Raw genomic sequence first — 12,441 nt, forward strand, 5'->3', positions numbered from 1 at the left:
GGGTGCCTCGGTGATCGCCTCCCAGCGGGCCTCGTCGTGGGGCACGGTGACGCGGGTGCCGGGCGGAATGGAAGAATGGGGTCCGACATGACTTCTTCCCACACCCTCCCCGCCGCGGCGGTGACCGACGCCGACGACGTCGCGCACTACGCCAAGTCCGCCGGCGCGGGTCGGCGCATCGCCGACGACGATCAGCTCCACGAGGCCCGCCACCCCGCCCCGACGACGGACCGCCTGGCCCTGCCCCCGCTGCGGCTGGGGCCGCTGACCATCGACGTCCCCGTGGTGCTCGCCCCGATGGCCGGCATCACCAACACGGCGTTCCGCCGCCTGTGCCGCGAGTACGGTGGCGGCCTCTACGTCAACGAGATGGTCACGGCCCGCGCGCTGGTCGAGCGGAAGCCCGAGTCGATGCGGATCATCCAGCACGACCCGGACGAGGTGCCCCGCTCCGTGCAGCTCTACTCCGTGGACCCGGTCACCACGGGTGCCGCCGTGCGCATGCTGGTCGAGGAGGACCGCTGCGACCACATCGACATGAACTTCGGCTGCCCCGTGCCCAAGGTGACCCGGCGCGGCGGCGGCTCCGCCCTGCCGTGGAAGGCGGAGCTGTTCGCCTCCATCGTCAAGGCGGCCGTGACCGAGGCGGCCAAGAAGGACATCCCGGTGACCGTGAAGATGCGCCGCGGCATCGACGAGGACCACCTGACCTTCCTCGACGCCGGCCGCACGGCCCGCGACCTCGGCGTCGCCGCCGTCGCCCTCCACGGCCGCACCACCCGCCAGTTCTACTCGGGCACCGCCGTGTGGGACGACATCGCCCGGCTGCGCGAGGCCCTGCCGGACATCCCCGTGCTCGGCAACGGCGACATCTGGTCCGCGGAGGACGCCATCGCGATGGTCGAGCAGACCGGCGTGGACGGCGTCGTGATCGGCCGCGGCTGCCAGGGAAGGCCCTGGCTGTTCGGGGACCTGCAGGCCGCGTTCGAGGGCCGCCAGGACCGGTTCCAGCCGACCCTGGGCATGGTCGCGGACACGCTGTACCGCCACGCCGAGCTGCTCGTGGACACCTTCGGCGGCGACGAGACGAAGGCGCTGCGGGACATCCGCAAGCACGTGGCCTGGTACTTCAAGGGCTACCCCGTGGGCTCGGAGATCCGCACCGCGCTGTCCACCGTCCCGGACCTGGCCACGCTGGGCGAGATCCTCGCCCGCGTGGACCGGGGCCAGCCCTACCCGGGCGAGGCCGCCGAGGGCCCGCGCGGCCGGGCCGGCGCCCCCAAGCGCCCGCACCTGCCGGACGGCTGGCTCGACTCCCGCGAGCTCAATGCCGAGCAGCAGGCCATGATCCAGGCCGCCGAGCTGGACGTCTCCGGTGGCTGAGCCCACGACGCCGGAGCCCGCCGCCGGAACGCCCGCCGCGCCGTCGTCGCCCTGGACCGGCGCCGCCCACCAGCCGGTGCTGTTCGGCCCGGAAGGCCGGCCCCCGTATGCCGGCCGCGCCGTGCAGACCCCCGGCTACACGCCGTGGGACCGGGAGCGGTGGCTGCCCGAGCCGCCCAAGTCCTCGTACCGCTCGGACTTCGAGCGGGATCGTGCCCGCGTGCTGCACTCCGCGGGCCTGCGCCGGCTGGGGGCCAAGACCCAGGTGGTCGCCCCGGACGCGGACGACTTCGCCCGCACCCGCCTGACGCACTCGCTCGAGGTGGCGCAGGTGGGGCGTGAGCTCGGCCGGTCGCTGGGCTGCGACCCCGACCTCGTGGACACCGCCTGCCTGTCCCACGACCTCGGCCACCCGCCCTTCGGGCACAACGGGGAGAAGGCGCTCGACGCGCTCAGCGAGGACGTCGGCGGCTTCGAGGGCAACGCCCAGACCCTGCGCCTGCTGGCCCGCCTCGAGCAGAAGAAGCTCTTCGCGGACGGCTCCTCCGCGGGCCTGAACCTCACGCGCGCCGCCCTCGACGCCGCATGCAAGTACCCGTGGACCCGTGAGGACGCCCCGCTGCGCCCCGACGGCACGCGCTCGCGCAAGTTCGGCGTCTACGAGGACGACCTGCCCGTGTTCCGCTGGTTCCGCGCCGGGGTGCCCGGCACGCGCACGTCCATGGAGGCCCAGGTCATGGACCTCGCGGACGACATCTCCTACTCCGTGCACGACGTCGAGGACGGCGTGGTCAACGCCGTGTTCCAGCTCAAGTGGCTGGCCATCCCGGAGCACCGGGAGCGCGTCGTGGAGACCACCCGCCAGTGGTACCTGCCGCACACGGACCCGGCCGAGGTCGACGCGGCCCTGGCCCGCCTCGAGGCCACCGACGTGTGGGTCTCCGAGATGGACGGCTCCCGGCGGGCGCTGGCGGCGATGAAGGACATGACGAGCCAGCTGATCGGCCGGTTCTGCAGCGCCGCCTTCGACGCCACGCGTCAGGTGTTCGGCAACGAGCCGCTCACCCGCCACGGCGCCGACGTCGTGGTGCCCGAGGAGACGGAGACCGAGATCGCCGTGATGAAGGGCATCGCGGCGGCCTACGTGATGACCGCCGAGCAGCGCCAGCCGCTCTACGCGCGGCAGCGCGAGGTGCTCGCGGAGCTCGTGACGCTGCTCGACGCGACGGGGGACCGGTACCTCGAGCCGATGTTCGCGTTCGACTGGGCGCAGGCCCCCGACGACGCAGCCCGGCGGCGCGTGGTGATCGACCAGATCGCCTCGCTCACCGATTCGACCGCCGTCGAGTGGCATCACACCCTGGTGCAGGGCGCGGAGTTCCGGCGCGTCTGGCTCTGACCGGCGGGTCCAGCAGCGCGGGAAGCACCGCGCCGGCGGGACCCCGCAGGACGTGCGTGACCGCGCCGCTCAGCTCGGTCTCCACCGGATTCACCTCGACGACGGCGGCCCCGGCCCCCAGCGCCACGAACGGCAGGGACGCCGCCGGCTGGACGATGCCCGAGGTGCCGACGACGACGCACAGGTCGCAGTCCTCGAGCGCGGCGAACGCCCGGTCCCAGGGCTCGGCCGGCAGCATCTCCCCGAACCACACGATCCCCGGGCGGATCAGCCCGTCCCCGCACACGGTGCAGGCCGGCGGTGCCTCGCGGAGCATCGCCTCGAGGTCGGCCTCGGAGCCGGCCGTCGCCTCGTCCGCGGGCGCGCCCGGGTCGACGTCGGCGGGGGCCCAGCATTCGGCGCAGCGGTGCTCGAACAGGGAGCCGTGCAGGTGTGCGAGGACCCGGGCGCCGGCGCGCTCGTGCAGGTCGTCCACGTTCTGGGTGACCACCTCCAGACCGGGTGTGCGGCGCTGCCAGGCGGCGACGGCGTCGTGCCCCGGGTTGGGTCGGCGGGCTCGCACCATCCGGGCACGCCACCGGTACCAGGACCACACAAGCGCGGGATCGGCGAGGAACGCCTCCTCTGTGGCGAGCTCCTCCGCGGAGAATCGCTCCCACAGGCCGGTCCGGGCGTCGCGGAACGTGGGGATGCCGGACTCGGCGCTCATCCCCGCCCCGGAGAGCACCACGGGTCGCTCGGCGGCGGCCACGAGCGCGCGGACGGCGTCCAGCGCGTCAGGGTCGAGGTCGGGGGCGGAGGCGGCGAGGACGGGGTGCGGATCGGCCATGTCCCCAGCCTAGGCAGGCGGCACGGGTGGGCGCCCCCCTCGTTCGGGGGCGGTTTGCGGCGTTATTCCGTCGGAATACCGCCGAATATCGCCCCCGAACCACAGGGTGGGGTCAGGCGACGTCGGGCGCCGTCGTCGGCAGACCCGTGCCGGCGGCGCGGGCGAGGGCCCGGCGCAGGCCGCGGGCCTTGAGGAGGACCTCGTCGTGCTCGGCGGCCGGGTCCGAGTCCGCGACGATCGCCCCGCCGGCCCCCACGGACCAGCGGCCCCCGGCGAGCACGGCCGTGCGGATCACGACGGACAACGACGTCGTCCCGTCCGCGCTCAGCATCCCCAGCGCCCCGGAGTAGACCCCGCGCGGGGAGGCCTCCCACGCGGCCAGCAGCTCGACGCTGCGTCGCTTCGGCGCGCCCGTCATCGAGCCGCCGGGGAACAGCGACCGCACCACGTCCACGGGCTCGACGCCGGCCCGTGCCGTGCCCGTGACCGTGGAGACGAGCTGGTGGACGCTCGCGTAGCTCTCCACCGCCATGAGGGAGGGCACCTGCACGGAGCCGGGCTCGCACACCCGGGAGAGGTCGTTGCGCAGCAGGTCCACGATCATGAGGTTCTCGGCGCGCGTCTTGGGGTCGGCGGCGAGCGCGCGGGCGGCCTCGGCGTCCCCGGCCGGGTCCGGCAGGCGGGCGGCCGTGCCCTTGATCGGCTTGGTGCTGTACCGGCCCTCGCGCCCGGCGAGGAACCGCTCCGGTGAGGCAGAGACCACGGCCCACCGGCGGGCGCCCGTGCCGTGCTCCAGCAGCGCCGCGTACGGGGCCGGCTGGTGCGCGGCGAGCTCGTGGAACAGGACCAGCGGGTTCACGCGCAGCCCGGGATCGGCGTCGAAGCGGGTGGTCAGGCACAGCTCGTAGGAGTCGCCGGCATGCAGCGCGGCGCGGCAACGGGCGATCTGCTCGGCGTACGCCGCCCGGTCCTCGCGCCACGTGCCCGGCGCCTCCTCATCGGCCCGCGGCCCCGGGCCGGCGTCCCGCGGCGGGGGCACGACGACGTCGCCCGCCGCCGTCTCGAGAGCGCGGCGGGCCGCGGCGAGGGCGCGGCGCACGTCCGCCGCCCAGCGGTCGGCCCCGGCCTCCGCGGTGGTCGGATCGAGGGAGACGACGCAGCAGTGCAGCACCCCGGCCGCGTGGTCGGCCACGACGTAGCGGGACGGGCGCACCCAGAACTGCGCGGGCAGGGGCGCGGGGTCCTCGGGTCGGCGTGAGGGCGGGGACACCCCCAAATCCGCCATGCCAAGTTCGTAGCCGAGCCAGCCGACCAGGCCGCCGCGCAGGGGCAGGCCCTCGCCGCCGACCACCGACCGGGGCGCGGCCGCGGCCCCGAGGTCCGCCCACGCGCGGTCCGGATCGGCGGGGTCGTCGTGCCGGACCAGCCGCGGGCCAGGGGAGGGCACGCGACCCTGCTCCTCGCCGAGCACGTCCAGCCCGTCGCCCGCCACGGACCAGCGCGCCTCGGCCGGGTCCGGCAGAGCGGAGTCCAGCCAGAACGACGCGGCCCCGCGCACGACGGCGTGCGCATAGACCGCGGCCACGGCGGTCGCCGCCGTGTGCCCGGCCGCCGCGAGCGCCGCGGCGTCGAGCGTGCGCACGGCCACGTGCAACGGGGTGGCAGCGGCCTCGGACGGTGCGGGGGCGGTGGGCATGGCCCCCAGCGTAGGGGTCAGCCCCCGCCGGGATCGCCGCGGGCGCCGTCGTCGGGTGGGCCGTGCCCGGGGCCGACGCGTGGGCGGTGCTCGTCGAGCCGGTCCTCGCGCTGCTCCTGCTGGCGACGTTCCTGGCGGTGCCGTTCGCCGCGCTGGGCGCGGGGCTGCGGGACGGCAGGTTCCTCGGGGCACTGCTGGTCCTGAACTTCGTGGTGGTGCCGGCGGTGGTGTTCGGGCTGAGCCGGTTCGTGGCCCACGACGACGCGCTGCTCGTGGGCGTGCTCCTCGTGCTGCTGGCCCCGTGCGTGGACTACGTCATCGCGTTCACCGCACTCGCGGGCGGGGCGGCGGTGGCCGCGGTCGACGTCGGGCCCTTCGTCCGTGCTCTGGTCATGCTGATTCTGGTGCCGCTCGCGCTCGCGGCGCTGCTCCAGTGGGGTGCGGTGCGCGGCCGCGGTGGGGTGCGGGACACGGCGGCCGGGGTGGTGCGCGGGTTCACGGTGGCGATGGTCCCGCTCATGGTCGTCACGCTGTTCACGGTGGTCGCCTCGCAGATCCGCGGGGTGGGGGAACGGCTGCCCGCGCTGGCCGCCGTCGTGCCCCTGTTCGTGGCGTTCGCCGTCGTGATGGTGGCCCTCGGTGTGGTGGCTGCGCGGTGGGCGCGCCTCGATGTGCCCGCAGGACGAGCGCTCGTGTCCTCGGGCGCGACGCGGAACTCCCTGGTCGTGCTGCCGCTGGCGTTGGCCCTGCCGGCGAGCCTGGACCCGGCCCCGCTCGTGGTGGTGACGCAGACGCTCGTGGAGCTCGGGGCGATGGTGAGCCTCGTCCGCCTGGTGCCCCGGCTGCTGCCGCTGCACGGGCAGTCCGCGGGGGCGGGCGCGGGTCGAACCGTGACCTGACCGCCCAGAATGTTGCCTTACCGTGACCGGAATCACGGTCCCGGGTGGCTATGGTGGGCGACATGAGCCTCTCGTTCGTGTCCTCGGCGCGCCGCCGTCACGGCGGCCTGGCGTCGGCCGCGCTGTTCCATCCGCTGGTCGAGGCGGCCACCGGCGCACTGCCCGTCATCGACCCCGCCACCGGGCGCCCCGCGTCCGAGGGAGTGGACGCGGCGCGGACCGAAGCGTCCCGCGCGGCAGGGACCGGTCCTGCACAGGCCGCAGCGGAGACCGAGCCATCCACGCAGGGCGGTTCCGCTCGGGGCTGACCGCCCCGCCCCGTCCCTAGAATGGTCCGCATGGCTGGACTGATCGTGCGCAAGGACATCGACCTCGTCCGCGAGCGCACGGACCTGAAGGCCGTGGTGGAGGAGTTCGTCACCCTGCGCTCGGCGGGCGTGGGCTCGTTCAAGGGGCTGTGCCCGTTCCACGACGAGCGGACGCCGTCGTTCCACGTGCGCCCCGGCGTGGGCACCTATCACTGCTTCGGATGCGGCGCGCACGGGGACGTCATCAGCTTCCTCATGGAACTTGAACACACCACGTTCATGGAGACCGTGGAGCGACTGGCGTCCCGGGTGGGGGTGGAGCTGCACTACGAGGACGGCGGCACCGGCCCGGACAAGGCGGAGACGGGGCGCCGTCGTCGCCTGTTCGAGGCGAACAAGGTGGCGGACGAGTTCTTCCGTCGGGCCCTCGGCTCGCCCGAGGCCCAGGCCGCCCGCGACTTCCTCACCCAGCGCGGGTTCACGCAGGAGCACGCGGTGCAGTTCGGCCTCGGGTACGCCCCGCAGGGGTGGTCGCATCTGCTGGACCACCTCCGGCAGCGCGGCTTCCGGGACGAGGAGCTGCGCGCCTCCGGGCTGGTGTCCGAGGGACAGCGCGGCCTGTACGACCGGTTCCGCGGCCGCCTGCTCTGGCCCATCCGGGACATGACCGGCGCGACCATCGGCTTCGGCGCCCGCAAGCTCTACGACGACGATCCCGGCCCCAAGTACCTGAACACCCCCGAGACGCCGCTCTACAAGAAGTCCCAGGTGCTCTACGGCATCGACCTGGCCAAGCGCACGATCGCCAAGGAACGCCAGCTGGTGCTCGTCGAGGGCTACACGGACGTGATGGCGGCCCACCTGGCCGGCGTCGGCACGGCCGTGGCCACGTGCGGCACCGCGTTCGGCGCGGACCACATCAAGGTGGCCCGCCGCCTGATCTCCGACGACGGCACGGGCGGCGAGGTGATCTTCACCTTCGACGGCGACGAGGCCGGGCAGAAGGCCGCCCTCAAGGCGTTCGACGAGGACCACCGGTTCCTCGCCAAGACGTTCGTGGCCGTGGAGCCCAGCGGCATGGACCCGTGCGACCTGCGCATGCAGAAGGGCGACGAGGCCGTGCGCGCGCTCATCGCCTCGCGGCGGCCGCTCTTCGAATTCGCGATCCGGGCGGGGCTGAAGGACTACGACCTGAACACCGTGGAGGGCCGCGCCGGCGCCCTGCGCCACGCGGCGCCGATCGTGGCGGGGATCAAGGACGCCGTCCTGCGCCCGGGCTACGAGCGGGAGTTGGCCGGCTGGCTCGGCCTGGGCCCGAACGCCGTGCACCGGGCCGTGGCCGCGGCCGGGCGCGCACCGCGGCGGGGGCCCGAGCCCGAGGCACGGCCGACCCCGGCGAGCGACGGGCAGGCGGTCGGGCCCACGGGCCGCCACGGGGAGGCTGCCGCCCCGGCGCCGCGGATCGTGGTGCCGGTGGACCCGCGTGACCCCGTCGCCCGCCGGGAGCGGGAGTCCCTCGAGGTGGTGCTGCAGCACCCCACCCTGCTCTCCGCGGAGCAGTGGACCGCGCTGTACGCCGCCCGCTTCACGGTCCCGCAGTACGCCGCCGTCCACCAGGGCGTGAAGGTGGCCGGGTCGGCGGGGGCGACACCGCAGCGCTGGGTGGACGCCGTGCGGGACGCCGTGCCCCAGGAGGTGGCCGGCGTCGTCTCCGAGCTGGCCGTCCGCGACCTGCCCGCCCGCACTCCCGAGGATGTGGACCGGTACTGCCGGGACATCATGAACCGCCTGTTCGCCCTGCAGATCGTGCACCGCAAGGAGGAGCTGCTCGGGCGCCTGCAGCGGCTCGGCCCCGAGGGCGACCCCGCCGAGTTCACCCGCCTCAACAGCGAGCTCATGGAACTGGAGGCGCGCCGCCGGGCCCTCCGAGCCGACGACTGACCCCCACCCGTTTTCGTTCGGGAAACGGCGGCTCCAGGCGCGTTTTCGTTCGGGAAACGGCGGCCCGTCGGCCGCGCGGCGTCAGCGCTCGTCGACCGTGAGCACCTCGCCGGACGTGGCGTCGATCTCGACCTCGGGGCCGTCGGAGCCGTCCTCGCGATCGAACCGGACCTCCCACTGGAGGGTGCCGTTGTCGTCCTCCAGGTCCATCTCGTCCAGGGTCACCCCGTCACGGCCCTCCCGGGCGGTGTCGAGGGCCTGCTGGGCGGTGACCTCGGCCTCCTTCGCCTTCTGGACGTCCTCGGGATCCGACTCGCGATCGGTCTCGGTGATGTCGCCGTCGGCGGTGACGTCCAGCTCCTTGGCCCCCTCGCCCACCACGACGTCGACCTCCCAGGTCGTGTCATCGTCGTTGGCATCCACCGCGACGATGATGCCGTCGGCGTACTTCTCCAGGACCGCGTCGATCACCGCGTAGGCGGGCTCGTCGGCCTGGCCGGTGGCCGAGCCGCTGCCGGCCGCGGCGGCCGTCGACGAGGCCGAAGCGGAGGAGGCTGATGACGACGCCGAGCCCGACGCGTCGTCCGTGGTGGGGGTGCTCGCCACCGCCGAGGAGGCGTCGACCCCCGGCGAGGCGGAGCCGTCGTCGCCGTTGTCGGAGGTGGTGCCGCAGGCCGCGAGGGCGAGGGCGGCGAGCATGCCCGTGCCGGTCAGGGCGGTCTTGCGTGTGAGGGTCGTGATGGTCATGGACACGTCTCTCCTTCGGGTCCGTTCCTGATGGTTTTGGGGTGTCCGCGCACCGTAGGCCCGCCGGAACCGTGCCTGGCAAGGGCCCGGTCCCCGGGCGTGGGTAGGACGACGACGGCGCCCCGCGGCCGGGTGGCGCGCAGGCAGGGGCTCTGGTAGAGTTCCATCCGTTGTCCGAACGGCTCCGGCGGTTCGCGGCACATTCCCCCGTAGCTCAACGGCAGAGCATTCGACTGTTAATCGAAGGGTTGTTGGTTCGAATCCAACCGGGGGAGCGATCCTGAGGCCCCTGCACCGACCATGTCGGTGCGGGGGCTTCTTCGTGCCTGGAGGACGACCGGGCCGAACAGTTCAGCGAGCGTGATGTCGAGCCACCCCGCGATCGAGGCCAGTTCGGGGAACGTGAAGTCCTGCTGTCCGCTCATCCGCCGGCTGACCGCGCTGCGTGTCAGGCCCATGTGCCGGGCCATGTCGGACTGGTTGACCTGCCGGCGGCCCATCCAGGCGCGGATCTCCGCGAGGAGCGCGGTCTTGATTTCTGACTCATCCATGTGTCCAGCGTAGCGAAGGGCAGGCCAGTCGTCATGGGATACGAAAAAAAATTGCTACATAAGCAACATACGGCTTGACCAGTGTTGCGGGTAGCACAACACTGGTGGCCATGACGAGACAGAAGCAGTTAACTCTGCAAATCCGCTCCAGGTTGGCCCTGGCCGACAAAAGCATGGGGGACCTGGGCGAAGCCCTCGGTCTAAGCCGCGCATCGGTGTCAGCACGTATGAACGGGCACCGCGATTTCACCTTCACGGAACTCGAGACCGTCGCTGACTTTCTTGGGTTGTCGATGCGAGACCTCTTCGTGTTCGAGGCCGAGGAGGGGAAGCCGTGACGGCGACAGTGGTTGACCCTGACCACGGCGCGTCCATGACTGCTGCGGCAGCGCGTGACCTCACGGACCAGATTAAGACTGGCATGGAGTCGGTCTACCACCTCATCCGTTCGGCATATCGAGGACGGGCCTGGGCCGTTCTTGGCTACCGCAGCTGGGACGACTACGTGACCCGTGAGTTCGGAAACCTCCACCTCCGTCCGCCCTTGGAATATCGGCAGGACGTGGTCCTCTCACTTCGTGAGGCCGGCATGAGCGCACGCGCCATCGCAACCGCCACTCAGTTGTCTAAGAGCACCGTGCACCGGGAACTCGACGCGACGGCGGGTCGAGATGTCCCAAATGGGACACCTGGAAACGCTCGGCGGGTGACTGGCACGGACGGGAAGACCTATCAGCCGGTGCGCGAGCGAGCCGCGACGTCGTCCGAAGGGCCAGAGGCGGTGCTCGAGGGCCAGATGGGCCTGGACTCGGTGCTGGACATGCCGGCCGAGGACTTCGGGATCGAGCCGCTGAACTTGGTCCGGCACGACGAGGAACAGAAGGGCCGCGCGCGTCGTGTGCTGACTGCGTTCAACGGGTCGGGTGCGGCCGCGGTGCCAGCGCTGATCAAGGCGGCTACCCCGGTGGCCTCGCTGGTGTCTCCGGCGACGGGTAAGGCGCTGGTCGAAGACGAGGACTTGCACGGGGTCGTGTGGGACTCGGTGCGGTGCGTGCGGACGCTGGCGCACGTGATCCGGTCCGTGGGGCATGTCGAGGGCGAGTCCCAGGCGGAGATCCGGTCGACGCTGCGGGACGCGGTGGACGACCTGGATGAGGTGCTGAAGAAGATCGAGGAGGGCACGCGATGAGCGCGCAGCAGATGTGGGAGGCCCGAACGTCTGGGCCGAAAAGGGCGGAAGCCCCGGCCAGCGGGCAGGCTGTCGGGGCTTCCGAAAACGCTCAATCCGAGACGGTGCACATTCCAAAGAACACGCTGGTCGAGCACTCAAAGGATAGCACCGGGGCGCGGCCCACGGACAGTGGGATTCGGACGCTTCCGCGCCGGGTCAACCCGAACGATGGGCGGTTCATCCGGGCCGTGGTGGCCGGGACCGTGGGCTGACCCCGTTTCGTAGGTCCAGTCGTTATGAGAGTCGTCCTGTTGCCCGCGGTCGCGGGCAGGGAGACTGGTCAGATCATGACGAACAGCAGGAAGCGTCACACCCCCGAGCAGGTCGTCCGTAAGCTCGGGCAGGCCGACAGGATGCTCGCCGATGGTCAGGACGTCGCGGCGGTGTGCCGGGAGCTCGGGGTGTCCGAGCAGACGTACTACCGGTGGCGGAACCAGTACGGCGGCCTCAAGGCCGACGACGCAAAGCGCCTGAAGGAGCTGGAGAAGCAGAACGCGACCCTGAAGCGTCTGCTCGCGGAAGCGGAGCTGGAGAAGGCCGCGCTCAAGGAGCTGGCTGAGGGAAACTTCTAAGCCCGGACAGGCGCCGCGCCGCCGTCGATCACCTCAAGCGCAAGTTGCGGGTGAGCGAACGGATGGCGTGCCGTCTGGTCGGGCTGAGCCGCTCCGCGTACCGGCGACCGCTCAAGGGCGACACGGTCGCGGACCCGGATCGGGCGCTCAGGGAGTGGCTGCGCGCCTGGGCGAAGGACCATCCCCGCTACGGGTATCGGCGGGCGTATCACGACGCCCGCGCCGAGGGGTGGGTGGTGAACCACAAGAAGATCCAACGCCTGTGGCGTGACGAAGGGCTCCGGGTCCCGCAGCGGCGTCGACGCAAGCGCGTCGGGTCCTCGACCGTCGACGCGCCGACGGCGGACGCGCCGAACGTGGTGTGGGCGGTGGACTTCCAGTTCGACGTCGACGAGCACGGACGGCCGATCAAGATCTGCTCGATCGTCGACGAACACACCCGGGAGTGCATCGGCGGGCTCGTGGAGCGCTCGATTACCGCCGACCGACTCACCGCCCACCTCGAGGACCTCGTCGCCGCCCGGGGCGCCCCGGCGGTGCTCAGGTCGGACAACGGGCCGGAGTTCATCAGCGAGGCGATGGCCGACTGGGCCGGCACCCGCACCGGCCTGTCCTACATCCCTCCGGGCTCGCCGTGGCGCAACGGGTACGTCGAGTCGTTCAACAGCCGGATCCGCGACGAGTGCCTCAACATCAACAGCTTCTACTCGCTGCTGCACGCACAGGTCATCATCGGCGACTGGAAGGACGAGTACAACCACCACCGCCGGCACTCCTCGCTCGGCTACCTAACCCCAGCCGAGTACGCTCGGCAGTGCACCCATCAAATGGAAACCGGCGACTCACAGAACGTCCGGACCGAATGAAGGGGGCGGCTCAACCGCT

12 protein-coding genes and 1 tRNA gene are annotated in these 12,441 nt (G+C 72.4%); 9 read left to right on the forward strand and 4 right to left on the reverse strand.

Annotation, left to right across the window (positions count from 1 at the left end):
- Positions 1-87 precede the first annotated feature (87 nt).
- Together dusB and AC3RJ9_RS02805 are read left to right on the forward strand one after the other, a co-directional pair.
- Complete coding sequence (dusB, locus tag AC3RJ9_RS02800; protein ID WP_230956166.1) at positions 88-1,383, forward strand: tRNA dihydrouridine synthase DusB; 1,296 nt, start codon at positions 88-90, stop codon at positions 1,381-1,383.
- Positions 1,376-2,782 carry a deoxyguanosinetriphosphate triphosphohydrolase gene (locus tag AC3RJ9_RS02805; protein WP_081097679.1) on the forward strand — a complete coding sequence of 469 codons (1,407 nt, stop codon included), beginning with the start codon at positions 1,376-1,378 and terminating at the stop codon, positions 2,780-2,782. The genes dusB and AC3RJ9_RS02805 overlap by 8 nt, the downstream gene beginning before the upstream one ends.
- Here AC3RJ9_RS02805 and AC3RJ9_RS02810 read toward each other — a convergent pair.
- Complete coding sequence (locus tag AC3RJ9_RS02810) at positions 2,709-3,611, reverse strand: NAD-dependent deacylase (RefSeq protein WP_060973407.1); 903 nt, start codon at positions 3,609-3,611, stop codon at positions 2,709-2,711. The genes AC3RJ9_RS02805 and AC3RJ9_RS02810 overlap by 74 nt on opposite strands.
- Before the next feature lie 112 nt (positions 3,612-3,723).
- Entirely contained in the window at positions 3,724-5,307 is a 1,584-nt protein-coding gene (locus AC3RJ9_RS02815; RefSeq protein ID WP_123244410.1) for an anthranilate synthase component I family protein, read from the reverse strand.
- Between the two features lie 32 nt (positions 5,308-5,339).
- Here AC3RJ9_RS02815 and AC3RJ9_RS02820 point away from each other — a divergent pair, with 32 nt between their 5' ends.
- The 3 genes from AC3RJ9_RS02820 to dnaG all read left to right on the forward strand — a co-directional run bounded on the left by AC3RJ9_RS02820 (position 5,340) and on the right by dnaG (position 8,455).
- Positions 5,340-6,206: an arsenic resistance protein gene (locus tag AC3RJ9_RS02820; protein WP_060974137.1), complete on the forward strand. Its 867-nt coding sequence runs from the start codon at positions 5,340-5,342 to the stop codon at positions 6,204-6,206.
- Between the two features lie 62 nt (positions 6,207-6,268).
- A complete protein-coding gene (locus AC3RJ9_RS02825) occupies positions 6,269-6,514 on the forward strand; it encodes a hypothetical protein (protein ID WP_060974141.1) in 246 nt (81 codons plus the stop codon).
- Positions 6,515-6,544: 30 nt separating this feature from the next.
- Positions 6,545-8,455, forward strand: a complete 1,911-nt coding sequence (dnaG, locus tag AC3RJ9_RS02830) for a DNA primase (protein ID WP_060974138.1) — start codon at positions 6,545-6,547, stop codon at positions 8,453-8,455.
- A gap of 81 nt (positions 8,456-8,536) precedes the next feature.
- On the opposite strand, the gene AC3RJ9_RS02835 is transcribed toward dnaG, so the two are convergent.
- Positions 8,537-9,202, reverse strand: coding sequence for a PepSY domain-containing protein (locus AC3RJ9_RS02835; protein WP_060974139.1), 666 nt, complete (start codon positions 9,200-9,202; stop codon positions 8,537-8,539).
- Between the two features lie 203 nt (positions 9,203-9,405).
- Between AC3RJ9_RS02835 and AC3RJ9_RS02840 the strand changes: the two genes are divergently transcribed.
- Positions 9,406-9,477: transfer RNA gene (locus tag AC3RJ9_RS02840), tRNA-Asn, on the forward strand.
- Here AC3RJ9_RS02840 and AC3RJ9_RS02845 read toward each other — a convergent pair.
- Positions 9,439-9,753 (reverse strand): helix-turn-helix domain-containing protein, encoded by a 315-nt coding sequence (locus AC3RJ9_RS02845; protein ID WP_081097766.1) that lies wholly within the window; start codon positions 9,751-9,753, stop codon positions 9,439-9,441. The genes AC3RJ9_RS02840 and AC3RJ9_RS02845 overlap by 39 nt on opposite strands.
- Positions 9,754-9,863: 110 nt before the next feature.
- Between AC3RJ9_RS02845 and AC3RJ9_RS02850 the strand changes: the two genes are divergently transcribed.
- The 3 genes from AC3RJ9_RS02850 (at position 9,864) to AC3RJ9_RS02860 (ending at position 12,422) form a co-directional block, all read left to right on the forward strand.
- On the forward strand, positions 9,864-10,091 hold the full coding sequence (locus AC3RJ9_RS02850) for a helix-turn-helix domain-containing protein (protein WP_060974140.1): 228 nt from the start codon (positions 9,864-9,866) through the stop codon (positions 10,089-10,091).
- Between the two features lie 83 nt (positions 10,092-10,174).
- Entirely contained in the window at positions 10,175-10,942 is a 768-nt protein-coding gene (locus tag AC3RJ9_RS02855; RefSeq protein WP_230956249.1) for a helix-turn-helix domain-containing protein, read from the forward strand.
- A gap of 329 nt (positions 10,943-11,271) precedes the next feature.
- Positions 11,272-12,422, forward strand: a protein-coding gene (locus tag AC3RJ9_RS02860; RefSeq protein ID WP_159833235.1) for an IS3 family transposase whose coding sequence is annotated in 2 segments (ribosomal slippage) — positions 11,272-11,542 and positions 11,542-12,422 — 1,152 coding nt in all. Because the reading frame shifts where the segments join, the coding sequence is not laid out codon by codon here.
- The last annotated feature ends 19 nt before the right edge of the window (positions 12,423-12,441 follow it).

The sequence above is a fragment of the Micrococcus sp. 63XJN7_6_ISO-PGPR-S23-444 genome, from assembly GCF_058072765.1.